20 protein-coding genes are annotated in these 22,490 nt (G+C 68.0%); 9 read left to right on the top strand and 11 right to left on the bottom strand.

The window, feature by feature from the left end; all coding sequences use genetic code 11:
• The first annotated feature begins 4 nt into the window (after positions 1 to 4).
• The 8 genes from BLQ74_RS14890 (at position 5) to BLQ74_RS14855 (ending at position 8,116) form a co-directional block, all read left to right on the top strand.
• The gene (locus BLQ74_RS14890) at positions 5 to 1,252 is read left to right on the top strand and encodes an NAD(P)/FAD-dependent oxidoreductase (RefSeq protein ID WP_090263457.1); all 1,248 of its coding nucleotides are present in this window, start codon (positions 5 to 7) and stop codon (positions 1,250 to 1,252) included.
• Complete coding sequence (locus tag BLQ74_RS14885; RefSeq protein WP_090263455.1) at positions 1,249 to 2,055, top strand: DUF1365 domain-containing protein; 807 nt, start codon at positions 1,249 to 1,251, stop codon at positions 2,053 to 2,055. Before BLQ74_RS14890 ends, BLQ74_RS14885 begins: the two co-directional genes overlap by 4 nt.
• Positions 2,042 to 3,310 (top strand): SAM-dependent methyltransferase, encoded by a 1,269-nt coding sequence (locus BLQ74_RS14880; RefSeq protein WP_090263454.1) that lies wholly within the window; start codon positions 2,042 to 2,044, stop codon positions 3,308 to 3,310. The genes BLQ74_RS14885 and BLQ74_RS14880 overlap by 14 nt, the downstream gene beginning before the upstream one ends.
• 95 nt (positions 3,311 to 3,405) lie before the next feature.
• On the top strand, positions 3,406 to 3,747 hold the full coding sequence (locus BLQ74_RS14875; protein ID WP_090263453.1) for a carboxymuconolactone decarboxylase family protein: 342 nt from the start codon (positions 3,406 to 3,408) through the stop codon (positions 3,745 to 3,747).
• Positions 3,748 to 3,848: 101 nt separating this feature from the next.
• On the top strand, positions 3,849 to 5,039 hold the full coding sequence (locus BLQ74_RS14870; protein WP_090263451.1) for a cation:proton antiporter domain-containing protein: 1,191 nt from the start codon (positions 3,849 to 3,851) through the stop codon (positions 5,037 to 5,039).
• Positions 5,040 to 5,153: 114 nt separating this feature from the next.
• On the top strand, positions 5,154 to 5,843 hold the full coding sequence (locus BLQ74_RS14865) for a DUF3313 domain-containing protein (protein ID WP_090263449.1): 690 nt from the start codon (positions 5,154 to 5,156) through the stop codon (positions 5,841 to 5,843).
• An 18-nt stretch (positions 5,844 to 5,861) separates the two neighbouring features.
• Positions 5,862 to 7,190, top strand: coding sequence for a putrescine-ornithine antiporter (gene potE, locus BLQ74_RS14860; RefSeq protein WP_090263447.1), 1,329 nt, complete (start codon positions 5,862 to 5,864; stop codon positions 7,188 to 7,190).
• 11 nt (positions 7,191 to 7,201) lie between these two features.
• On the top strand, positions 7,202 to 8,116 hold the full coding sequence (locus tag BLQ74_RS14855) for an amino acid ABC transporter substrate-binding protein (protein WP_244507202.1): 915 nt from the start codon (positions 7,202 to 7,204) through the stop codon (positions 8,114 to 8,116).
• 28 nt (positions 8,117 to 8,144) lie between these two features.
• Here BLQ74_RS14855 and BLQ74_RS14850 read toward each other — a convergent pair whose 3' ends face one another.
• From BLQ74_RS14850 to BLQ74_RS14830, 5 genes are all read right to left on the bottom strand, one after another.
• On the bottom strand, positions 8,145 to 10,580 hold the full coding sequence (locus BLQ74_RS14850; protein ID WP_090263445.1) for an efflux RND transporter permease subunit: 2,436 nt from the start codon (positions 10,578 to 10,580) through the stop codon (positions 8,145 to 8,147).
• A gap of 25 nt (positions 10,581 to 10,605) precedes the next feature.
• Positions 10,606 to 11,670 carry a WD40/YVTN/BNR-like repeat-containing protein gene (locus BLQ74_RS14845; RefSeq protein WP_090263443.1) on the bottom strand — a complete coding sequence of 355 codons (1,065 nt, stop codon included), beginning with the start codon at positions 11,668 to 11,670 and terminating at the stop codon, positions 10,606 to 10,608.
• Positions 11,671 to 11,748: 78 nt separating this feature from the next.
• The gene (locus tag BLQ74_RS14840) at positions 11,749 to 13,107 is read right to left on the bottom strand and encodes a DUF1329 domain-containing protein (RefSeq protein WP_090263441.1); all 1,359 of its coding nucleotides are present in this window, start codon (positions 13,105 to 13,107) and stop codon (positions 11,749 to 11,751) included.
• Positions 13,108 to 13,147: 40 nt separating this feature from the next.
• On the bottom strand, positions 13,148 to 15,037 hold the full coding sequence (locus BLQ74_RS14835; RefSeq protein ID WP_090263438.1) for a DUF1302 domain-containing protein: 1,890 nt from the start codon (positions 15,035 to 15,037) through the stop codon (positions 13,148 to 13,150).
• A 132-nt stretch (positions 15,038 to 15,169) separates the two neighbouring features.
• Positions 15,170 to 15,733, bottom strand: coding sequence for an RBBP9/YdeN family alpha/beta hydrolase (locus BLQ74_RS14830; protein ID WP_090263436.1), 564 nt, complete (start codon positions 15,731 to 15,733; stop codon positions 15,170 to 15,172).
• A gap of 338 nt (positions 15,734 to 16,071) precedes the next feature.
• On the opposite strand from BLQ74_RS14830, the gene BLQ74_RS14825 reads away from it, so the two are divergent.
• On the top strand, positions 16,072 to 17,082 hold the full coding sequence (locus BLQ74_RS14825; RefSeq protein WP_090264021.1) for an AraC family transcriptional regulator: 1,011 nt from the start codon (positions 16,072 to 16,074) through the stop codon (positions 17,080 to 17,082).
• 17 nt (positions 17,083 to 17,099) lie between these two features.
• Here the strand turns inward: BLQ74_RS14825 and BLQ74_RS14820 are convergent, their stop codons facing one another.
• The 6 genes from BLQ74_RS14820 to BLQ74_RS14795 all read right to left on the bottom strand — a co-directional run bounded on the left by BLQ74_RS14820 (position 17,100) and on the right by BLQ74_RS14795 (position 22,483).
• Positions 17,100 to 18,110 (bottom strand): YeiH family protein, encoded by a 1,011-nt coding sequence (locus tag BLQ74_RS14820; RefSeq protein ID WP_090263434.1) that lies wholly within the window; start codon positions 18,108 to 18,110, stop codon positions 17,100 to 17,102.
• Complete coding sequence (locus tag BLQ74_RS14815) at positions 18,107 to 18,442, bottom strand: Rieske (2Fe-2S) protein (protein WP_090263432.1); 336 nt, start codon at positions 18,440 to 18,442, stop codon at positions 18,107 to 18,109. Before BLQ74_RS14815 ends, BLQ74_RS14820 begins: the two co-directional genes overlap by 4 nt.
• Positions 18,439 to 19,122, bottom strand: coding sequence for a DsbA family protein (locus BLQ74_RS14810; RefSeq protein ID WP_090263430.1), 684 nt, complete (start codon positions 19,120 to 19,122; stop codon positions 18,439 to 18,441). The genes BLQ74_RS14815 and BLQ74_RS14810 overlap by 4 nt, the downstream gene beginning before the upstream one ends.
• Positions 19,122 to 20,426, bottom strand: coding sequence for an MFS transporter (locus BLQ74_RS14805; protein WP_090263427.1), 1,305 nt, complete (start codon positions 20,424 to 20,426; stop codon positions 19,122 to 19,124). Before BLQ74_RS14805 ends, BLQ74_RS14810 begins: the two co-directional genes overlap by 1 nt.
• Before the next feature lie 86 nt (positions 20,427 to 20,512).
• Positions 20,513 to 21,565, bottom strand: a complete 1,053-nt coding sequence (locus BLQ74_RS14800; RefSeq protein ID WP_090263425.1) for a beta-keto acid cleavage family enzyme — start codon at positions 21,563 to 21,565, stop codon at positions 20,513 to 20,515.
• A 69-nt stretch (positions 21,566 to 21,634) separates the two neighbouring features.
• A complete protein-coding gene (locus BLQ74_RS14795; RefSeq protein ID WP_090263422.1) occupies positions 21,635 to 22,483 on the bottom strand; it encodes a TauD/TfdA dioxygenase family protein in 849 nt (282 codons plus the stop codon).
• Positions 22,484 to 22,490 lie beyond the last annotated feature (7 nt).

The raw sequence follows: 22,490 nt of genomic DNA, 5'->3' as shown, positions 1-22,490 counted from the left end.
ACCCATGCGCATCGCCATCATCGGCAGCGGTATCGCCGGCCTCACCACGGCCTACCTGTTGGCACGCCGGCATTCGCTGTGCGTGTTCGAGGCCAGCGACTGGGCCGGCGGCCACACGCACACCGTCGACGTCCACTGGCAAGGCCGGCACTACGCGGTGGATACCGGCTTCATCGTGTTCAACGACTGGACCTATCCCAACTTCATCCGCTTGCTCGATCGACTCGGCGTGGCCTCGCGACCGACCGAGATGAGCTTCTCGGTGCATGACCCGGCCAGCGGCCTGGAGTACAACGGCAACAGCCTCAACAGCCTTTTCGCCCAGCGCCGCAATCTGGTCTCGCCGGCCTTCTGGGGCATGCTGCGCGATATCCTGCGCTTCAACCGCGAGGCGCTGAGCGACCTGCACAACCAGCGCATCGACAGCACCACCCGCCTCGGCGACTACCTGCGCCGCGGCGGCTACGGTACGCGCTTCATCGACCACTACATCGTGCCCATGGGGGCGGCGATCTGGTCGATGTCGCTGGCCGACATGCTCGACTTCCCGCTGGCCTTCTTCGTCCGCTTCTTCCGCAACCACGGCCTGCTCTCGGTGGACAAGCGCCCGCAATGGCTGGTCGTCGAAGGCGGTTCGCGCAGCTATGTGCAGCCGCTGTGCGCCAGCTTCGCCGACCAGCTCCGGCTGAACTGCCCGGTGCAGCGGGTGTACCGCGACGAGGATGGCGTGACCCTGCTCAGCGCCGCCGGCCGCGAGCGCTTCGACAAGGTGATCTTCGCCTGCCACAGCGACCAGGCCCTGGCCCTGCTGGAAGCGCCCAGCGCCCTCGAACGCCAGGTGCTCGGCGCCCTGCCCTACGCGATGAACGACGTGGTCCTGCACACCGACACCCGCCTGCTGCCCGAGCGCCGTCTGGCCTGGGCGAGCTGGAACTACCGCCTCGGCGGCCCGCGTCAGGCGCCGGCGGCGGTGACCTACAACATGAACATCCTGCAAGGCCTGGAGGCGCCGGTGACCTTCTGCGTCAGCCTCAACCAGAGCGACGCCATCGACCCGCGGACGATCCTCGGCCGCTTCCGCTACGCCCATCCCCAGTACGGCCTCGGCGCCCTCGCCGCCCAGGCCAGCCATGCCCAGCTACTCGGTCAGCGCCACACCTATTACTGCGGCGCCTACTGGGCCAACGGCTTCCACGAGGACGGCGTGGTCAGCGCGCTGAAAGTCGCCGCCGCCTTCGGAGAAAGCCTGTGAACAGCAGTCTCTGCCAGGGCTGGGTCAGCCACCGGCGCTGGGCGCCGCGCGCCCACGCCTTCCGCTATCGCCTGGGCATGCTCTACCTGGACCTGGCGGAACAGGCCGAGGTCTTCGGCCTGTCGCGCCTACTCGTGGGACGCTGGCGCTGCGCCCCGCTGTGCTGGCGCGAGCAGGACTATCTGCCGGCCTACACCGGACAAGGCCTGAGCCTCGCCGACGCGGTGCGCCGGGTGTTGCGCGAAGCCCTCGGCGATGCCGCGCCGGACGGCGCCATCCACCTGCTGACCCAGCCGCGCAGTTGGGGCCTGTCGTTCAACCCGGTGAGCTTCTTCCTGTGCTTCGACCGCGACGGCGAGCTGGCGGCGGTGCTCTGCGAAGTGACCAACACGCCCTGGCTGGAGCGCCACCACTATGTGCTGCCGATGGCCCAGGGCAAGGCCAGCGACGTGCGGGTGGCCAAGGCCTTCCACGTCTCGCCGTTCCTGCCCCGCGACCTGGAATACCGCATGCGTTTCCTCGCCGAGGGGCCGCACCTGCGCATCCGCATGGAGGACTGGCGCGGCGAGGAGAAGCTGTTCCAGGCCGACCTCTGGCTGCAGCGCCAGCCGCTGGATGCCAAGGCGCTGCGCCGGCACCTGCTGGCTTTCCCCTGGATGACCCTGCGCACGGTCACGGCGATCTACTGGCAAGCCCTGCGCCTGCTGCTCAAGCGCACACCGATCTTCACTCACCAGGCGGCCACCGCGCCCCTCAGCGTTGCCCATCCCCCCCACGAGGAATCCCGTCATGCGAAGCCCTAGTCTGACCACCGGCAAGGCCGGCGGCCGCCACGCACTGCTCAGCGGGCTGTGCAAGCAGGCCGTGCTGAGCCGCCTGGGCCAGTTGCGCCACGGCCATCTGCAACTGCACCTGGCCGACCAGAGCCTGTCCTTCGGCGACCCGGCCAGCGCCACCCAGGCGGAAATCCAGGTGCTCGACGATGCCGTCTGGGGCATGGTCGCGGGCAACGGCTCGATCGGCGCCGGCGAGGCCTTCATCCACGGCTACTGGCACAGCCCGGACCTGACCGCGGTGATCCGCGTGTTCGTCAGCAACCTGGAAGTGCTCGACGACATGGAGGGCGGCCTGGCCCGCCTCGGCCGCCCGCTGATGCGCGCCCTGCACTGGCTCAATCGCAATAGCCGCCGCGGTTCGCGTCGCAACATCGCCGCCCATTACGACCTCGGCAACGACCTCTTCGAGCAGTTCCTCGACCCGACCCTGATGTACTCCGCGGCCATGTTCCGCCGCCCCGAGGACACGCTGGAGCAGGCCCAGTTGCACAAGCTGGAGCGGATCTGCCGCAAGCTCGATCTGCAGCCCACCGACCATTTGCTGGAGATCGGCAGCGGCTGGGGCAGCCTGGCGCTCTATGCGGCCAGTCGCTTCGGCTGCCGGGTGACCACCACGACGCTCTCCGAGGAGCAGTACGCGCACACTTGCCGGCGCGTCGAGGAGCAAGGCCTGCAGGCGCGCATCGAGGTGCTGCGCGAGGACTACCGGGACCTGCGCGGGCGCTTCGACAAGCTGGTGTCCATCGAGATGATCGAGGCCGTCGGGCACCGCTTCCTGCCCGAATACTTCCGCCGCTGCGCCGCGCTGCTCAAGGACGACGGCCTGATGCTGCTGCAGGCCATCACCATCCGCGACCAGCGTTACGCCCAGGCCTGCCGCTCGGTCGACTTCATCCAGCGCTACATCTTCCCCGGCGGCGCCCTGCCCTCGCTGAGCAAGATGCTGGCGATCGCCAGCGAGGAAACCGACCTCAACCTGCTGCACATGGAAGACTTCGGCGCGCATTACGCCCGCACCCTGCGCCTGTGGCACGAGAACCTGCGCCAGGCCCGGCACAAGCTGCTGCAACTGGGTTACGACGAGACCTTCCAGCGCCTCTGGGAGTTCTACCTGTGCTACTGCGAGGGCGGCTTCATCGAGCGTGGCATCGGCGTCGCGCAATTGCTCTGGGCCAAACCCGCCACCCGCCGCGCGCCGCTGCTGGAGGAACTGGACACCTGATACGCCCGGCGGATCGACGCAGCGCGATGGCGGCGGCGGGTCCAGACTGAGTCGACTGGCTGCGGCCAGGCCCCGACCACAGAGGAGAAGCCATCATGCTGTTCAACTGGTCCGACTACGTACCCGCGGTGAAGAAGGCCTTCGGCAAGCTGGGCAAAGCCCATCCGAAGATGCTCGATGCCTACCAGGCGCTGGATGCGGCCGCCGGCGCCGACGATGCCCTGGATGCGAAAACCCGCGAGCTGATCTCCCTGGCGGTGGCCATCACCACGCGCTGCGACGGTTGCATCGGCGTGCATGCCGAGGCCGCGCGCAAGGCCGGCGCCAGCGAGGCCGAGGTGGCCCAGGCACTGGCCACGGCGATCGCGATGAACGCCGGCGCCGCCTATGTGTTCTCCCTGCGCGCGCTGGAGGCTTACGAGCAATCCGCCTCCTGAGGCGGAGTTGATCGCGGACAGTTTTCCCGCGCGACGGGGCGGCGCCCGGCGCCAGCGGCGGCTACCGTTAGCTGAGCACAGCCGCCCGGGACCGCCCCGCCATGTACCAGAACCTGGCCATACTCGCCGCCTTCCTGCTGGTCTACAGCACCTTTGCCGGCGCGTTCGAGTCGCGCCTGCTCAGCGGCCCGCTGCTTTTCCTGCTCTTCGGTCTGCTGCTGGGCCCGGCCGGGCTCGGCGTGCTCGAACTGCGCGTCGACAAGGAAGGCTTGCGCACCCTCGCTGAACTGACCCTGGCGCTGGTGCTGTTCAGCGACGCGGCGAACGCCGACCTCGGCGTGCTGCGCGCCCACGAGGGACTGCCGTTGCGGCTGTTGCTGATCGGCCTGCCGCTGACCATCCTCGGCGGCTGGCTGGTCGGCCTGTGGCTGCTGCCCGAGGTACCGCCGCTGGAGCTGGCGGTGCTGGCCACCCTGCTCGCGCCGACCGACGCCGCCCTCGGCAAGGCGGTGGTCAGCAACCCGCTGGTGCCGACGCCGGTACGCGAAGGCCTGAATGTCGAGAGCGGCCTGAACGATGGCATCTGCGTGCCGGTGCTGCTGCTGTTCCTCGCCCTGATCGCCGAGGAGCAGCTCAACGCGCCGCTGCTCCTGGCGTTTCGCCTGCTCGCCGGGCAACTGGGCATCGGCCTGCTGGTGGGGCTGCTGCTGCCGCTGCTCGCCTGGGGTCTGCAGCGCCTGTCCCGGCGGGAGAACTGGCAGATCCCGCGCTGGTCGCAACTGGTCCTGCCGGGCCTGGCCCTGCTCTGCTTCGCCACTGCCCAGGTGCTCGGCGGCAGCGGTTTCATCGCGGCCTTTTCCGGCGGCCTGTTCAGCGGCTATCTGTTCCGCCAGGACAAGCAGCGGTTGCTGGAAGCCGGCGAAGGCTTCTCCGAGGCGCTGTCGATTTTCACCTGGATCGTCTTCGGCGCACTGGTCGCGCCCAAGGCATCGTCTATCGTCTCTGTGGAGGTGTGGCTGTATGCCATTGCCAGCCTGACGGTGATTCGCGTGGTGCCGGTGCTGGTCAGCCTGGCGGGCATGCGCCTGGACCTGGAAACGCGCTTGTTCATCGGCTGGTTCGGGCCGCGCGGCCTGGCCACCATCGTCTTCGCGGTCCTGATCCTGGACGAGCACCTGCAGCGCAGCAATACCCTGATCTCGACGGCGATCGCCACCGTGGTGCTCAGCGTGGTGCTGCACGGGTTGAGCGCGACGCCCTGGGCCAGGCGGCTCGGCGCCAGGGTGCGGTAAGCGGAAAACGCGCATGGGGGCGCGGTTTGATGGCGATCAAAGCGGCACCCCATAGAGCGAGTAGGAATGAAGGAACACGGCAGTCATCACTTTCAGACAAGGCAAAGGTGCAACATGATCAAGAAACTGAGCGTTCCGCTGTTCGCAGTCCTTCTGGGTGTGGGTGGCTGCTCCAGCACCATGGTCGAGCCCTCGCACTACTCCGGCTTCCTCGGCGACTACAGCCGCCTGAGCGAACAGAAATCACCGAGCGGCGAGAAGGTGGCACGCTGGGTCGACCCCAAACTCGACCTGTCGCGCTACCCCAGCGTCTATATCGAAACGCCGCAGTTCTATCCGAAGCCGCAACCGACCGCGCAGATCTCCAGCGCCACCCTGGATTCGATCAGCCGCTACTACGGCGAGGCCCTGCGCCGCGAGCTGAGCAAGGTCACCCGGGTCAGCAACACGCCCAACTCGGACAGCCTGGTGATACGCCCGGCGATCACCGCGGTGGCGACCAGCAACGAAGGCCTCAAGCCCTATGAGGTGATTCCCATCGGCCTGGTCATCGCCGGCACCAACATGGCCGCCGGCGGGCGCGACCAGCAGGTGCTGATGTCCACCGAAACCGCCTTCCTCGATGCCTCGAACAACCGCGTGGTGGCACAGGTGGTGCGCCAGGGCCTGGGCGAAAGCCTGGAGAACAAGGAAACCAAGCTGAGCGTGGCCAGCCTGAAACCCTTGATCGACTCCTGGGCCAACGACCTGCGCATGTCCTACCAGCAGATGAAGAAAACCGGCGGCGCGTCCAGCGGCTACTGACAGCGAGGGTGGTCCACCATGGCAGCTGCGGAAAGGAAAATGGGACTGGTCGGCCTGACCACACTGGTCACCGTGAACATGATGGGATCGGGCATCATCATGCTGCCCTCCAGCATGGCCCAGTTGGGCGCGGTGTCCTTGCTGTCGTGGGGGATCACCGCCATCGGCTCGATGGCGATCGCCTACTGTTTCGCCCAGTGCGGGATCTATTGCCAGCGCTCGGGCGGCATGTCCGCCTATAGCGAGGAGGCGCATGGGAAGTCGGCTTTTTTCCTCTGCTCCTACCTCTACTTTTTCTCCCTGGTGATCGGCAATGTCGCCATCGGCATTTCCGCGGTGGGTTATCTCACGCCCTTCATCCCCTGGCTGGGCAGCGGCGCCATCCCACTGTTCATCGGCAGCGTGGCGCTGGTCTGGCTGACCACCCTGGCCAATTTCGGCGGCCCTGCGATCACCGGCAGGCTCGGTTCGATCACCGTGTGGGGGGTGATCATCCCGGTGGCCGGGCTGAGCCTGATCGGCTGGCTGTGGTTCCAGCCAGCCATCTTCAGGGACGCCTGGAACCCCAACCAACTGCCGATCAGCCAGGCGGTGGCCAGCAGTATCCCGCTGACCCTGTGGGCCTTCCTCGGCATGGAGTCGGCGGCGCAAAACTCCGACGCGGTGGAAAATCCCAAGCGCAACGTGCCGCTGGCCTGCCTGTTCGGCACCCTCGGCGCGGCGGTGGTCTACATCCTCTCCACCAGCGTGATCCAGGGCATCATCCCCAACGCCGAGCTGGCCAACTCCAGCGCGCCCTTCGCCCTGGCCTACGCGCGCATGTTCAATGACGGCGTCGGCAACCTGATCATGACCCTCGCCGTGCTGGCCTGTATCGGCTCGCTGCTCGGCTGGCAATTCACCCTGGCCGAGACGGCCAAGTTCACCGCCGCCCAAGGCCTGTTCCCGGCGCTCTTCACCCGTGTCAGCCAGCGTGGCGCGCCGCTCTACGGACTGGTGACCTGTGCGGTCATGCAGACCCTGATCGCCCTCTCGACCATCTCGCCCAACGCCAGCGCGCAGTTCAACAAGCTGGTCAACCTCGCCGCCGTGACCAACCTGATTCCCTATGTCACCTCGCTGACCGGGCTGCTGGTGATCATGTACAAGGCGCGGGTCGGCGTGGCGATCTTCCGGCGCAACTCGCTGATCATGCTGGTCGCGGTCGGCTACTGCTTCTACGCGCTCTACGCCTCCGGCCTGGAAGCGGTATTCGGCGCGGCGCTGATCATGGTCGTCGGCTACCTGCTGTTCGGCATGATCGCCAAGCGCTTCGTCACGCTGCTCGAACCGAGCGGCAAACTGTGAGGAGGCTCGCGATGAACCTGAAGATCAGCCGGCGCGCGGCGGCCGTGCTGACGGCCATGGCGCTGTTCGCCGGGATCGCCAGCGAAGCGGCGCGGGCCGACAGCCTCGCGCGCATCCGCGCCAGCCATACCCTGACCCTGGGCTTCCTGGCCGGCAATGCGCCGTTTTCCGACGGCGACGAGCAGCACGCCAGCGGCTACACCATCGAACTCTGCCAGGCCATCGCCGAACAGCTCCGGCAACAGCCGGGACTCGGCGACCTGCAACTGCGCTATCAGCCGCTGACGCTGGATAAAGCCCTGGATACCCTGCGCGCCGGCCAGGTCGACATCATCTGCAGTCCGATGGTGGAAACCCTGCAACGCCGCGAAACCCTGAGCTTCTCGCTGCCGGTGTTCACCGCCGGGCTCGGCGTGATCGTCCGCCGCGATGCGCCGCAGAGCCTGCTGGCGCCACTCAGCGGCCAGCCCATCGAACACGGGCCGACCTGGCGGGCGACCATCAACCAGGGCCTGAGCAAGCACAGCTTCGCCGTGCTGCGCGGCACCACCACGGTCGAATGGGCGCGCCAGCGCATCCGCGAACTCGGTCTGCAATCGCGCCTGGAAGAAGTCGACAACTACGCCGAGGGTGTGCGCCAGGTGGATGCCCGCGAGGTCGATGCCTTCTTCGGCGACCGCATGGTGCTGCTCAACCTGCAGACCCGCCAGGCCGACCCGCAGGCCCTGTGGGTGCCGGAAAAGCTCTTCGTGATGTCGCGGGTGGCGCTGGCGCTGCCGCGCAACGACGACGACTTCCGCCTGCTGGTGGACACCGCCCTGAGCCAGGCCATGCGCGGCCCGGCCGGCGAGGCGCGCTACCAGCGCTACTTCGGCGCCCCCTCCGAGCTGAGCCGCACCCTGTTCCAGCTCTATCCGCTGCCCTGAGACGGGCCGGCGCGCGCCGGCCCATCGCTCAGCGGCGCCGCTCGTTGAGCAGGAAGTGCGACAGCGCGGGAATCAGCAGCAGCGCGCCGAGCATGTTCCAGAGGAACATGAAGGTCAGCAGGATGCCCATGTCGGCCTGGAACTTGATCGGCGACCAGACCCAGGTGACTACCCCGGCGGCCAGGGTCACGCCGACCAGCGCCACCACCTTGCCGGTGAAGGCCACCGCCTGCTGATAGGCCTGGGCCAGCGGGAAACCGGCGCGCTGCAGTTGCAGTTGCACGCTGAGCAGATAGAGCGCGTAGTCCACGCCGATGCCCACGCCGAGGGCGATCACCGGCAGGGTGGCGACCTTGACGCCGATGCCCATGACCACCATCAGCGCCTCGCAGAGCATCGAGGTGAGCATCAGCGGCAGTATCGCCACCAGGGTCGCGCGCCAACTGCGGAAGGTGATCAGGCAGAACAGGCTGACCGCGGCGTAGACGTAGAACAGCATGCTGTGGTTGGCGTCGCGCACCACGATGTTGGTCGCCGCTTCGATACCGGCGCTGCCGGCGGCGAGGAGGAACTGCCGATCCGGGCTGCTGTTGGCCTTGGCGAAGCCGTCGGCGATCGCCACCACCTCGTCCAGGGTGCGCGCCTTGTGGTCCTTGAGGAAGGCGATCACCGGCATCAGCGAGCAGTCATTGTTGAACAGCTCCGGGGCGTTCACCGAGGCCTGCTGCGCCGCGTAGTTGAGCACGTCCTGGTTGCGCTGCAGGCTGGCGAACTTGGGGTTGCCCTCGTAGCTGCCGGCAGTGATCTGGCGCACCGCGTCGACCAGCGACGCGGTGGCCTGCACCCCCGGGTGCTGTTGCAGCGACCAGGCCAGGCGGTCGGCCAGGACCAGGGTGCGGTAGTTCAGGCAGCCTTCCGGGGCGGTCTTGATCATCACCGCGAAGAGGTCGCTGGACAGCGCGTAGTTGGCGGTGATGTAGGCGTTGTCGCGGTTGTAGCGCGAATCGGCGCGCAGCTCCGGCGCGCCGGCGTCGAGGTCGCCGATCTGCAGGTGCCGGCTGACCGCGAACGCGCCGACCCCGGCCAGGGCGGCGAGGAGCAGAGTGACGCTGGCCCAGCGCCGCTCGGTGAAGCGGTCGAGCAGGCGCCACAGGCGGCCGATGCCCTGCTCCCGGACGACCTGCCGGTCCTCGCGCAGGGCACGCGCGGCGGCCTTGGCGCTGACCCCGACATAGGACAACGCGACCGGCATCATCAGCAGCGAGGTGAAGATCAGCACCGCCACGCCGATGCTGGCGGTGATCGCCAGGTCCTTGATCACCGGGATGTCGATCAGCATCAGCACGGCGAAACCTACCGCGTCCGACAGCAGCGCCGTCACCCCGGCGAGGAACAGCCGGCGGAAGGTGTTGCGCGCGGCGATCTGGCGGTGCGTGCCGCGGCCGATGTCCTGCATGATGCCGTTCATCTTCTGGGTCGCGTGGGACACGCCGATGGCGAAGATCAGGAAGGGCACGAGGATCGAATAGGGGTCCAGGGCGAAGCCGAGCCAGGCGACGATGCCCAACTGCCAGACCACCGCCAGCAGCGAACAGAGGATCACCAGCAGGCTGCTGCGCAGGCAGCGGGTGTAGGCCAGGATGATGCCGAAGGCGGTGACCACCGCCAGGCCGAAGAACAGCATCACCCGCTGCAGGCCTTCGATCAGGTCGCCGACCAGCTTGGCGAAGCCGATCACATGCACGCGGATCGGCCCGTTGCCCGCCTCGCCCGAGGCATAGGCCTGGCGGTCGCCCTGGTATTCGTATGTCAGGCGCAGCGCGTCGAGCGCCCGGGAGAACTGCCGGTAGTCGATGCCCTTGCCGGTGGCCGAGTCGCGATCGAGCAAGGGCACCAGCAGCATGCTCGACGTGAAATCGTTGGCCACCAGGCTGCCGACGATGCCGGCGCGGGCGATGTTCTGCCGCAGCTGCTGGATGCTGGCGCGGCCGCCATCGTAGCCGTCGGGCATCACCGGGCCGCCCTGGAAGCCTTCCTCGGTGACCTCGGTCCAGCGCACCGCCGGCGACCACAGCGACTTCATCCAGGCGCGATCGACGCCCGGCGTTAGGAACATCTGGTCGTTGATCTGCTTGAGCACATCCAGGTAGGCGGGATCGAAGATGTCGCCACGGGTGCTCTCCACCACCACCCGCAGCGAATTGCCCAGGCCGCGCAAGGCGGCGCGGTTGTCCAGGTAGTTGCGGATGTACGGCTGGCTCTGCGGGATCATCTTCTCGAAGCTGGGGCGAACCTCCAGCCGGGTCGCGGCCAGGTAGCCGAGCAGCAGGGTGACCAGGCCGATGATGCTGAGGAACAGCAGGCGGTGGTTGAACACCAGACGCTCCAGCAGGTTGCCGCTGTGCGCATCGAAATCCCGCAGTTCGCGGATTACAGGCATCTCGCCTTGCTTCAGGTCGACCATGATGAGGCTATCTCTCGTCTTGTTCTTATCGGGTCGGCGGCAGCGCTTGCAGGCGCAGTCCGCGGCTGCCCACCAGGAGCAGTTGGTCGTGCTCGGCCAGGGCGCCGGCGATCGGCGTGCGCGCGGTCAGCGGCAAGGCCTGGAAGCTGGCGCCGGCGTCATCGCTGAGCAGCGCCTGGCCGGCCTGGCTGAAGAGCAGCAACCGGCCCTGCTCGCCGAAGCTGCCGGCGGTGATGCTGCTGCTCAGCCCGCTGTTCACTTCGCTCCAGTGCGCGCCGCCGTCCAGGCTGCGCACCACATGGCCGCGCAGTCCGTAGGCGAGAATCAGCCCCGGCTTGCCGAGCAGGCCGAAGAAGGTTCCCGCATAGGGCGATTGGAGGGCGACGAAGCGCTGCCGGGCGACATCGAGCTTGAGCAGCAGGCCCTGTTCGCCGGCGATGAACAGCTCCTCGCCGACCGCCGCGATCGCCGTCAGGTGCAGCGCCTGCGGGTTGTCCACGCGCTGGCTCCAGGGCGTCCAGTGGCGCCCGCCATCCTCGGTACGCAGGATCAGATTGAAGGCGCCGACCACGAAGCCCTGCTGCGCATCCTTGAACCAGACATCCAGGAATGGCTTGTCGGCGCCTTCGCGGAGCATGCGCTGGGCGTTGTCCAGGGCGGCCACATCGGCCTCCGCCGGCTGCGCCTGGAAATGATCGAGCATCAGTTGGCCGATCTGCCGGCCGTCGAGCTGGCGCGTCCAGCTCGCCCCGCCGTCGTCGCTGTGCAGCACCACGCCATCGTGACCGACCGCCCAGCCCTGCCGAGCCGTGGGGAAGGTCACCGCGGTGAGGTCCGAGCTGACCGGCACGCGCGCCTGGGTCCAGGTCCGGCCCTGGTCGTCGGAATAGAGAATGTGCCCGCGCTGGCCGACCACCACCAGGCGTTCGCCGGCGCGGGCGACGCCCGTCAGCGGACTCTTGCCGGCCAGTTCGCTGGGCTGTGCCGGCAGGTCCAGCACATCGACGAAGTCAGCGGCCTGGCCGCTGCCCGCGAACAGCGCCAGGCCTAGCCCGGCGCAGGCCAGGGCGAGCTTCAGGGGAGAAAACATACGCCTACCTCGAAAAGGGTCAGGCGGCGGCCCTCGCGAGCCGCCGCACCCATGACACCGTCCGCGAGCGCGGACCGCTTAGCGGATACCGGCGCCGGCCAGTGCCTCCGGCGACCATTGGGTCTTGGCCAGCGGCTCGATGTAGCGGATACCGCCGTACGGGCCGACCACGCCGTTGATGTTGTAGGTGCCGGCCATCAGGTCGTAGATCATGAAGGGCGTGGCATCCGGGATCTGCTTGTCGTAGCTCTGGCTGAGGAAGGCGAAGGAGCCACGGTAGAGCTGGCCACGGGCGTCGTACTGGTCGGAGGCCAGGGCCACCCAACTGTCCTCGTCGAGGTAGAAGCGGCGCTTGGCGTAGATATGCCGCGCGCCGGCCTTGAGCGTGCCCTCGACGACCCAGACGCGGTGTTTCTCCCAGCGCACGTAGTCCGGCGCCAGGTGGTTGGCGGTGACCAGCGGCTTGACGTCCTTGGCGTAGGTCAGCCGGTAGGTGTTGTAGGGCACGATCATTTCCTGCTTGCCCAGCAGCTTCCAGTCGTAACGGTCGAGGGCGCCGTTGAAGACGAACACGTCGTCATAGGTGCCGGCGCCGGCGGTGCCCGGGTTGGGCGTGTCGTAGGCCAGGCTCGGGGCCAGCTTGACGCGGCGCTGGCCGGGCAGGTACTGCCAGGCGCGGCGCGGCTGCTGCTGCGGGTTGGCGGCGTCCTTGAGCATGATCGCCTCGCCGGCGCGGCGGGCCGGACCGGTGTAGTAGAGCTTCATCTGGTAGTAGACCTCGTCGCCCTTGACCGGCTGATCGAGGTTTTCGTAGATCGGGTAGTTGATGAAGGCCTGGCCGGTGGTGGCGAGGTTGGCGTTGCCGGCGGCGTCGACGTTCCAGGAGTCGTACTTGGAGTTGATGTTCACCCCCTGGTAGCGCAGCAGGAAGTTCCACATCGCCTCGGCGCCGCTCTTCGGAATCGGGAACGGCACGCCGGGCAGCGCGTTGTCGATGGCCTGGCCACCGTCCAGCGCCTGGGTGGCGACGGCGTTCTTGCGGCTGTTGTCGAGGATCGCCTGGGGCAGCGCGGCGCTGCGGTGGGTCGGGTAGACATCGACGCGGAAGCTCGGGTAGCGCTTGGCCAGTTCCACGGTGGTGGCGCTGAGCTGGCCCTTGTACTGCTCGACGTTCTTGCCATCGATGACCAGCGCCGGCTTCTCGCTGGCGTAGGGGTCCGGGCGCATGCTGTCGCCGTCCTTGAAGCCGGCCGGCGCGCTGGTCAGGCCGCCGCTGTAGGCGGGAATGCTGCCGTCGGCGCTGGCGCCCTTTTCGGCGCCGACCGGGGTCAGGCTGCCGCCCAGCTGGGCGGCCTCCTGCGGGGACACGGACGCCTGGACGGCGCCACACAGGGCCACGCTGATCGCGGCGGCCATCAGAGAATGCGTGAAGGTCATGTTGTCGATCTCCTGCTCCGGCTCGGAAGCGTTGTGAGAATCAGAAAGCGGCCTTGAAGGAGGCCGTTACCATGCCGCGGTCCTTCAGCAGCGGCGCCAGGCCGGCCTGGGAAGTGATCTGCCCAGGGATGCACTGGTAAAGCCCGTTGGCGCCGGGGGTGTTGTTGTCGGTGCCGCTCTTGCAGGTATCGAAGGGGCCGAAGGCATCGACGTATTTCAGGTCGAACTTGTATTTCTGGTGGACATCGGCGGCGAGGCCGACGGAGTAGCTGCCGGCGTTTTCGTTGCCGCCCAGTTGCACCGCCGAGTTGCCGTGCAGGCCGACGTTGTAGCTGAGCGGCATGGACAGATCGACGCCGGGGAACACCTGGTACCAGGTCGGGGTGAAGTTGGCGGCCATGGCGTAGGCGTTGGGGGTGACCTTGTCCACGCCGTGGTAGCTGGAGTCGCCCTTGAAGGTCTGCTCGCCCTGCGTCACCGCGACCAGGTGCGTCAGCGTGCCTTCCACGGCCAGGGTCGAGGCGTCCCACAGCGGCGTGCCGGCGAAGGTGACCATGCCGTTGAGCACCACATGGAAGGTGCGCCCGCGGGCCAGGCCGGTATCGCCGCCGCTGGGGCGCTCGCCGATCAGGTTGGTGCCGTTGATCAGGCCATGCTGGGCGGCGTTGTAGAGCGTCGAGTTGATGGTGGTGAAGTTGCTCGCCAGGGGCATGTTTTCCCGGTAATTCAGGTCCATGCCCACGCTCACCGGGCCGATGTCCTTCGACAGGCTGATGCCGTAGATGTCGATGTCGTCGGCGTAGGCGGTGAAGTACTTCATGCCTTGCAGGCCGGCCAGGCCGGGCTTCTGCAGGTTGGGCGCCTCGATCAGGACCGCCGGCAGCGTGTCCGAGGTCTTGCGGTAGTAGAAGCCCAGGGTGCCGTCCAGCCATTCCGGGCTCCACTTGGCCATCAGGCCGAAGTCGCCCGCGTTGTCGGGCCTGGCGTCATGCCCGCGCGGCGCTGCGTAGAAGGCCGGCTGGCCGCCCAGCGCGGCCACCGAGGGCAACGGCAGCCAGAACACCTGGCCGCCGTCGTTGAGCATGTCGTAGGGGCCCATGTAGGTGCCGCCTTCGGGGAAGCGCGAGTTCTCGAACTCGAGGAAATACTGCGCGGCCAGGGTCAGCTCGGGGTTCACCGTCAGCGACAGCGACAGCTGGTTGCGCGGCATGAACAGTTCCTTGGCCTCGGTGCCGGGCACGTTGTAGAGCTTGCCCAGGTCCAGCGCCGACTGGCCGTAGTTGATGCCGTTGGCGGCACTGAACAGGGTCTCGCCCCAGAACACGGTGTGACGGCCGAGCTTGGTATTGAGCAGCATGCCGTTGTCGAACTGGTGGTTGGCGAAGACGAAGGCATCGAGCAGCTCGCCCGATGGGCCGTTGTAGTAGCGATCGGCGAAGCCGCTCAGGCCCTGGCCGTCGGCGCGCTGGCGCGCGGGCACGACCACGCTGCCGGGCGGGCCGAGACGGGAAGAGCGGGCGGTGACCAGGTGGCCGGCGTTATCCGCCACGCCGGGGAATGCATTGGAATCGCTGCCGACGTCATCGTAGGCATGGTCGTACCAGCCCGCCGCGCTGAGACGCAAGCCCATGTTCTCGTGGTACACCACATCCAGTTCGCTGAGCAGGTCGAAGCGCTGGGTCACCGCGCTGCCGGGGGCGAAATTCTGGTCGCCGTCGTTGAGGTTGGCGGTGTTGGCGATCTTGCTGTTGCGCCCCTCGACCCGCTGCCCGTAGCTGAGCTTGACAGTGTTGTCGAAGCGTACCGACAGGTCGGGATTGCCGGTGTCGAGTTCGAAGGCCTGGGCCAGCGGGCTGCCGGTGGCAGCGAGAATGGCCGAGGCCAATAGGCAGCGCTGCAGGTGTCGCGATGGATTCTTGTTGTTATGCATGCGATGGCTCCGTTTCTTGTTGTAATCGCGGCGACGGGGAAGACGCTCCCCTGGCCGGGCCGCCGCGCCGCCGACCGGCAAGCGCGCGCCCTCGCCCACCGGCTCGCGCCGACGGCCATGGTTGTGATGGCTTCAGTGATCCAGTTGGCGGATCAGCGCCTCGGCGTGCGGCCAGTCGCCGAAGCCGGAGGCCGGATTGAGGTGGCCGACGCTGCCCAGCTCGACCAGGCGGCCGCCCCAGGCCTGGCTCATGCGCTGCACGGCCGCCAGGCTGGCGAGGTGATCGTTGTCGCTGGCAGCGACCAGGCAGGGGAACGGCAGCGGCCCTTCGGGCAGTGGCGTCCAGCCGTTGTCGCGCAGGCTCTGCGGCGTCGGATAGGCGGCCGGCCAGGTGGCCGCGAGGTCCGGCGGGGTGACCAGCAGCGCGCCCTTGATCGGCCGCCGATGGCGCGCGGCCCAGTGCACCACCATCAGCACCCCGGCGCTGTGGGCGACCAGGATCACCGGTCCGTCGATGGCCTCCAGCTCGCGCTGGATCGCCTCGACGCGGGCGTCGAGATTGAGTTTGTCCTCGCTCAGCGGCGGCACCGCGCGGGCATTCGGCAGGCGTGCCTGGAGCAGGGTCTGCCAATGCTCGGGCACGTGGTCGCGGAGTCCGGGAACGATGAGGACGGTTGTCTGCTTGGCTGCGCTCACGTTGTCACCCTGGCGTCATCGCCATTGATTGTTCTTGTGGGGACAGACAGTAGAGGCGCACGCGCCCCACTGCTTTGCATAGGGCGTCAGTCACTTCGCATTTGATGACAGCGGGTCAGCCATGGCGCAACGCCGCGTGACCGGCGAAAAGCCCCTTCCGGCGCGGCCTGCGCTGCTGCGGAGCAGGCCTGGCGGCCAGCGTCGGCAGCGTCCTGCTCGGCTATTCTTTCGTACACCTTCGTCTGACCGCCCCGCTACAATCCGGCGCCGAGACCCACATCGGCGGCCAGCGGCGACGGCCGCGCCAGAACAACAAGATGGCGATCAACATGATACCTATGGTTCGCATGGCGGCCCTGACCAACTACCTGGAAGTAGCGCGTCACCTGGGCCTGAATCCGCAGCAGCAGCTCAGGCAGGTGGGCCTGAGCCTGTCCATGCTGGAGCATCCGGAGCAGCGCGTGCCCACCTCGGTGGCGGCGCGGCTGCTGGACGAGTCGGCGCACGCCAGCGGCTGCGAGACCTTCGGCCTGCGCATGGCGGAGTCACGGCAACTGGCGGATTTCGGTGTCATCAGCCTGCTGCTCAGCCACCAGGCGACCTTGCGCGATGCGCTCAACACCATCGTCCAGTACCGCCACCTGCTCAATGAATCGCTGGCGCTGTACGTCGATCAGGAAGGCAAGACGGTGATCCTGCGCGAAGAGCTGATCACCGTGCCGCCGGTGCCGGTGCGCCAGGGCATCGAACTGGCCATCGGCGTGCTCTACCGCCTCTGCAGTGCCCTGCTCGGCCCGCACTGGCGGCCGCTGAGCGTGAACTTCACCCACGACGCGCCGGCCGACCTGCAGGTGCACAAGCGCCTGTTCGGCTGCAAGATCGAGTTCGGCAGCGAGTTCAACGGCATCGTCTGTCCGGCCGCCGACCTCGACGCGGCCAACCCCATGGCCGACCCGGCCATGGCCCGGCACGCGCGCAGCTTCGTCGAGTCACTGCCCGGCGCCACCGAGGGCACCACCCTCAACGAGGTGCGCAAGGCCATCTACCTGCTGCTGCCCATGGGCCGCGCCACCATCGAACAGATCGCCCAGTACCTGAGCCTGAACGTGCGCACCTTGCAGCGGCGCCTGGAAGAGAACGGCGTGACCTTCTCGGAGCTGATCAACGAAGTGCGCCGCGAGCTGGTCCTGCGCTACATGGAAAACCCACGCTACTCGCTGGGGCGGATCGCCGATCTGCTCGGCTACTCCATGCCCAGCTCGTTCACGCGCTGGTTCACCCTGCAGTTCGGCATATCGCCGGCGGCCTGGCGCCGCCGGCATCCGGACACCCCGCAGGAAGGCGCCTGAGGCTGCCGCGAGGGGGCTCACAGCCCCCAGTGCAACAGCGCCAGGACCAGCACGGCGAGGAAGGCGGTCTCGCCCAGCATCAGCAGGATCGGCTTGAGCCCCACCGAAGCCAGCTCCTTGAGCTGGGTCTTCATGCCCAGGGCGCTGATGGCGATCACCAGGCACCACTGCGACCACTGGCCAGCGGCGCGCTGCAACGCCGCCGGGATGACCCCGCTGCTGTTGATCGCCGCCAGCAGGACGAAGCCGACGGCGAACCAGGGCAGCAGCGGCGGCCGCTTGCTGCCCGGCTCGGCGCCACGGGCGCGGGTGATCATGGCGGCGCAGAGAATCACCGGCAGCAGCATGGCCACGCGCATCAGCTTGACCACGGTGGCGCTGTCGCCGGTCTCGTGGGACATGCTGTAGCCGGCGCCCACCACCTGCGCCACGTCATGGATGGTGCCGCCGAGGAACATCCCCGCCTGCAAGGGCGTCAGGCCCAGGGCATGGGCGATCATCGGGTAGAGGATCATCGCCAGGGTCGACAGCGCCGACACCCCGAGCACGGTGAACAGCGTGGCCTTCTCCTTCTGCGCGTGGGCCGGCAAGGCGGCGGCCAGGGCCAGCGCGGCGGAGGCGCCGCAGATCGCCGTGGCGCCGCCGGTGAGCAGGCCGAACAGGCTGCTGAATCCGAGCAGGCGAGCCGCGGCGATGGACAGCAGAATGGTCGCCACCACCAGCACCACCACCATCACCACCGGCTGCCAGCCGAGGGCGGCGATCTGCCCGAGGGTGATGCGGATGCCCAGCAGGGCGACGCCGACGCGCAGCACCTCGCGGGCGGTGAACTCGATGCCGGCCTTGCACACGCTGTCGCCGGCGAGGAAGTTCATCGACATGCCCAGCAACAGGGCGAAGAGCATGACCGGCGCGCCGTAATGCTCGGACAGGAAGGTCGCCGCCGCGGCGACCGTGGCGCTGGCGATCAAGCCAGGCAGCAGGGTCCGGCTACGCGAGCCCAGCGTGGCGATGGCGGTTGCGCTCATGGGATAGGTTCCTCGATTGGGGTATCGCTGATGACGATGAAAGCGCCCAGGGGCTGGTGCTCGATGCGGTGGCGGACGACGCCGAAGCCCTTGGCGTTGGCCATGCAGCCGCTGGCCAGGTCGAAGCGCAGGCCGTGGGCCGGGCACTGCAGCCAGCGGCCCTGGAGGGTGCCGCTGAACAGCGAGGCGCCGGCGTGCGGGCAGCTGTCGTCGATGGCGTAAAGCTCGCCGTCGATGTTGAACAGGACGATGCTGCGCTGCGCGTAGAACAGCAGGCTGCGCCCACCGGGCGCCGGCAGCTTGGCCGACGGAATCGGCAAGCGCCGGCTCATGCCGACACCCGCTGCGCACTCTGCGCCTGGGCCTGGGCCTGGCGGTCGAGGGTGCGACACAGGGCAGCGAGCAATTGCTCCGGCGACTGGGCGCCGAGGGCGAAGGGCCGGCCATCGACGAGGAACAGCGGCACGCTGATGTCCGCCAGGCCGACGCGGCGGCCGATGAAATAGCGCGACGCCTCGGCCAGGGCCTCGGCGAAGTCCTCCGGGTCGTAGCCATGGCGGCGCAGCAGCGCGCGCAGGGTGCCGGCCTGGCCCAGGTCCTCGCCGTCCTGGAAGTAAGCGCGGAACAGGCCGTCGAGCAGCGCGCGCGATTGCGCCGCGCTGCCCAGTTGCGCGGCGCGCAGGAACAGGCGGTGGGCACGCGCGCTATTGGGCATGGTCTGGATGCGCGCCAGGTCGATCTCGACGCCGGCCCGGCGCGCCGCCGCGCGCACCTCGGCCTGGCGCGCACGCAGCGCACGCTTGCCGCCCAGGCGGCGGACATAGAAGTCGGCGAAGGGTTCGCCTTGCTCAGGCACTTCCGGCAACAACTGCATGCCCAGCCAGCTCAGTTGCACCTGCACCTGTGGCCGCAGGCTGGCCAGCCGCCGCACGGCGGCCTCTAGGTTGCGCTTGCCGATCAGGCACCAGGGGCAGATGAAGTCGAAGGTCATCTCGATGTGCACGACGCTCATCACCCCTGCCCTCCCGCGGGCGCCGCCAGCGCCTCGCCACGCAGGCGCTGGATGTCGCCCAGGTAATGCCGCCGCGCGTAGAGGAACACCAGGGCCGCCAGCACGCTGACCAGCGGCACCAGCTCGAAGGCCCGATCCAGGCCCAGGGCGTCGGCCAGCATGCCGGTCAGCAACGGCCCGGGCGCCAGGCCGAGCAGGTTGTTGGCCAGGGTCAGAGTGGCGAACGCGGTGCCGTGCACCGCGCTATGGGTGAGGTTGGCGACCATCGCCCCGGACGGGCCGGAGGTGCCGGTGGCCACCAGCATGCCGAGGGCGATCAGTGACAACTGCAGGCTCCCCGGCGGCAAGCGGAAGGCCGTCCCCAGCAGCACGCAACTGATCACGCAGAACGCCACGGCGAGGGCGATCTTGCGCTCCGGCGCGCCGCGTCCGAGGCGATCGCTGAGCATGCCGCAGAGGACCATGCCGCTGCCGCCGACCAGGACGATGAGCGCGGCGACCAGGCCGGCACGATCGGTGCCCATCTGGTAGTAGCGGTTCAGGTAGCTGGGGAACCAGACCATGACCGCGGCGCCGACGAACAACTGCAGGCCGCTACCGACATAGGCGCAAATCACCGAGCGACTGGAGAACAGCGTCTTCAGCGGCCGCCGGCCGCTCACGCGCGGCGTGCGCGGCGGCGTGGCGCCGATCCGCTGCTGGCGCACCACGAGCGGATAGAGCAGCGCCAGCAGCAGGCCGAACAGCGCCATGCCGGCGAAGGCCTGGCGCCAGCCCAGGTGCGCGGCGAGCACGCCGCCGAGGGCCATGCCCAGCACCGAGCCGAACATGCCGCCAGCCATGAAGGCGCCGGTCAGGGTGGCGCGCAGGTGAATGGGGAAAACCGAGATCACCACGGCGATACCGACGCTACCGTAGGCGGCCTCGCCGACGCCGACCAGGAAGCGCGCGAGAAACATCTGCGGGAAGTTCTGCGCCAGGCCGCAGCCGAGGGTGGCCAGGCTCCAGAGAATGGCCATCAGGGCCAGGCTCCTGACCCGCCCCCAGCGGTCGGCGAGCAGCGACAGCGGGAAGGTCAGCAGGCCGACCATCACCGCGACTATGCCGCTGAGCAAGCCCAGTTGCGAATCGCTCAGGGCCCATTCCTGCTTGAGCAGGGGGAACACCGCATTGAGCACCTGACGCGACATGTAGTCGGAAATCAGCAGGCCGAAGGTCAGCGCGAACACCACCCAGGCGTAGGCGCGCGGCACGCTCGGGGCGGCGGCCTGATAGTCGGCGGCGGCGATGGAATGCAAAGCCATGGCGGTACCTTCACTCCAGACGTTTCATCATTGTTGTTGTTCTGGCTGAAACCGGACCGGGGCGCACGGCCCCGGTCCGAGGACACTCAGGTGCGCAGCGGAACCTGCTTCTGGCCGACGCGGCGATTGGGCGCCATGCCGTTCATGCGCAGGGTTTCCTCGACATCGCGGTACTGCACGCCGATGCGATAGATCTCCCGCGCCTCCCGGCCGCTGGCAATCTCGCGGCCCAGCTCGTGGGCGACGCGCACGCATTGCTGGATCTGCTCCACCGAGGTCATGCGCTTGCCGTGCTGGTCGATGATGGTGTCCTCGATGCCGCAGCGCGGGTGCAGCCCCATGGCCATGGCCATCATGTTGAACGGCAGCACGTTCTTCAGCAGCGACTCGGCGGTGACGGTGGCGCCGTCCGGCGCGCGGTGCACGAAGTTCATGAAGTTGAACGGGTTGGGACCGTCGAAGCCACCGCCGATGCCGATCCAGGTGAGGTTCAGCGGCCCCCGGTAGACGCCCTTGCGCACCAGGCGCTCGAGGGTTTCCAGGGCGTGCATGCCGGTGAGCTGGAAATGCGGCTGGATGCCCGACGCCTGCAGGCGCTTGAGGTGCTCTTCGACCCAGGCCGGGCCGGCCGGCACGGTCATTTCGCTGTAGGCCGCCTGGTAAGCCGGATGGGCCAGGGAAGTGCCCTCCAGGTACTCGGGATAGAGCAGCTCCATGATGTTCATCTGGGTGGTGTTGATCGCCACCGTCACCTGGTCCGGCTTGGGCGTCAGCTCGGCGAGCATGTGCCGGGTGTCGTCGGACAGCCACAGGGCCGCCTGGCCTTCGGTTTCCGGGGCGAAGGAGATCGAGCCGCCGACCTGGATGATCATGTCCGGCACCGCTTCGCGCACGCCGGCGATCAGTTCGTTGAACTTGGACAGGCGCTTGGAGCCCTTGCCGTCCAGCTCACGCACGTGCAGGTGGAGCACGGTGGCGCCCGCCTCGTAGCAGTCGACGGCCTTCTGGACCTGTTCGTCCATGCTCACCGGGATGTCTTCGGGGAAGTCCTCGGGCATCCATTCCGGACCGTAGGGGGCCACGGTGATGACCACCTTTTCCTGGTTCTCGGGGTGCAGCGAATCGTCGAAGAATTGCATGTCGTGATCCTCGTTGTTGTTGTACTTCGCGGACTCGGCGGCGCTCGCGCGTCACCGCGGGCAATGCGCTCAGAACGGCTTGTCGCCGATGATCCCGGCGCGCTCCATCTGGCGTACGCAGGGTGGGTAATCCATCACCGCGTAGTGCTGGGTCGCGCGGTTGTCCCAGATCGCCACGCTGTTCTTCTTCCAGCGCCAGCGCACCTGGAACTCGGGGATGTAGGCCTGGCTGATGAGGTAGCGCAGCAGGTCGCCGGCGCCGGGGTTGGCGTCCTGGCCGAAGCGCACGTTCTGCGCCGTGTGGTAGTTGCTGAAGTGAGTGGTGAAGGCGTTGACGAAGAGCACCTTCTCGCCGGTTTCCGGGTGGGTGCGCACCACCGGATGCTCGGCGTCCGGGTACAGCGCCTTGAGCGCCAGGCGCTTGTCCAGCGGCATGGCCGCGCCGAAGCTCGCTTCGATGCTGTGGCGCGCGCGCAGGCCTTCGATGCGCGCCTTGATCTCCGCCGGCAGCATCTCGTAGGCCAGGGCCATGTTGGCCCACAGGGTGTCGCCACCCACCGGCGGGCATTCGACGCAGCGCAGCACGCAGCCCATGGGCGGCGCCTCGCGCCAGGTGGCGTCGGTGTGCCAGGCGTTCTCGTAGCGGTCGTTGGGCTGGTTGGGGTTCTTGTAGATGCGCACCAGACCGGGATGCTCGGGGTCGCTGCCGGCCACCGGGTGGTCCTCCAGCTCACCGAAGCGGCGGGCGAAGGCCACGTGATCGGCGCGGCTGATGTCCTGGTCGCGAAGGAACAGCACCTTGTGCTTGAGCAGCAGCTCGCGGATCGCGCCGAACAGGCCGTCGTCGCGCGCCGCGTCGCCGAGGTTCACCCCGCTCAGTTCGGCGCCGATGCTGCAGGTCAGTTGTTCTACGTGCATACCGCTC

The sequence above is a fragment of the Pseudomonas panipatensis genome, assembly GCF_900099785.1.
Taxonomy (GTDB): domain Bacteria; phylum Pseudomonadota; class Gammaproteobacteria; order Pseudomonadales; family Pseudomonadaceae; genus Pseudomonas; species Pseudomonas panipatensis.
Note: the sequence above shows the minus strand (reverse complement) of the source record. Positions and strands in the feature narration are given on the sequence as shown.

Bases quoted from the DNA above. Each gene is read 5' to 3' on its own strand.
- BLQ74_RS14825 (WP_090264021.1), top strand. From the start codon at position 16,072: ATGGTTCGCATGGCGGCCCTGACCAACTACCTGGAAGTAGCGCGTCAC.
- BLQ74_RS14840 (WP_090263441.1), bottom strand. From the start codon at position 13,107: ATGACCTTCACGCATTCTCTGATGGCCGCCGCGATCAGCGTGGCCCTG.
- potE (WP_090263447.1), top strand. From the start codon at position 5,862: ATGGCAGCTGCGGAAAGGAAAATGGGACTGGTCGGCCTGACCACACTG.
- BLQ74_RS14890 (WP_090263457.1), top strand. From the start codon at position 5: ATGCGCATCGCCATCATCGGCAGCGGTATCGCCGGCCTCACCACGGCC.
- BLQ74_RS14855 (WP_244507202.1), top strand. From the start codon at position 7,202: ATGAACCTGAAGATCAGCCGGCGCGCGGCGGCCGTGCTGACGGCCATG.
- BLQ74_RS14815 (WP_090263432.1), bottom strand. From the start codon at position 18,442: ATGAGCCGGCGCTTGCCGATTCCGTCGGCCAAGCTGCCGGCGCCCGGT.
- BLQ74_RS14850 (WP_090263445.1), bottom strand. From the start codon at position 10,580: ATGGTCGACCTGAAGCAAGGCGAGATGCCTGTAATCCGCGAACTGCGG.
- BLQ74_RS14805 (WP_090263427.1), bottom strand. From the start codon at position 20,426: ATGGCTTTGCATTCCATCGCCGCCGCCGACTATCAGGCCGCCGCCCCG.
- BLQ74_RS14820 (WP_090263434.1), bottom strand. From the start codon at position 18,110: ATGAGCGCAACCGCCATCGCCACGCTGGGCTCGCGTAGCCGGACCCTG.
- BLQ74_RS14875 (WP_090263453.1), top strand. From the start codon at position 3,406: ATGCTGTTCAACTGGTCCGACTACGTACCCGCGGTGAAGAAGGCCTTC.
- BLQ74_RS14810 (WP_090263430.1), bottom strand. From the start codon at position 19,122: ATGAGCGTCGTGCACATCGAGATGACCTTCGACTTCATCTGCCCCTGG.
- BLQ74_RS14880 (WP_090263454.1), top strand. From the start codon at position 2,042: ATGCGAAGCCCTAGTCTGACCACCGGCAAGGCCGGCGGCCGCCACGCA.
- BLQ74_RS14795 (WP_090263422.1), bottom strand. From the start codon at position 22,483: ATGCACGTAGAACAACTGACCTGCAGCATCGGCGCCGAACTGAGCGGG.
- BLQ74_RS14870 (WP_090263451.1), top strand. From the start codon at position 3,849: ATGTACCAGAACCTGGCCATACTCGCCGCCTTCCTGCTGGTCTACAGC.
- BLQ74_RS14800 (WP_090263425.1), bottom strand. From the start codon at position 21,565: ATGCAATTCTTCGACGATTCGCTGCACCCCGAGAACCAGGAAAAGGTG.
- BLQ74_RS14865 (WP_090263449.1), top strand. From the start codon at position 5,154: ATGATCAAGAAACTGAGCGTTCCGCTGTTCGCAGTCCTTCTGGGTGTG.
- BLQ74_RS14835 (WP_090263438.1), bottom strand. From the start codon at position 15,037: ATGCATAACAACAAGAATCCATCGCGACACCTGCAGCGCTGCCTATTG.
- BLQ74_RS14845 (WP_090263443.1), bottom strand. From the start codon at position 11,670: ATGTTTTCTCCCCTGAAGCTCGCCCTGGCCTGCGCCGGGCTAGGCCTG.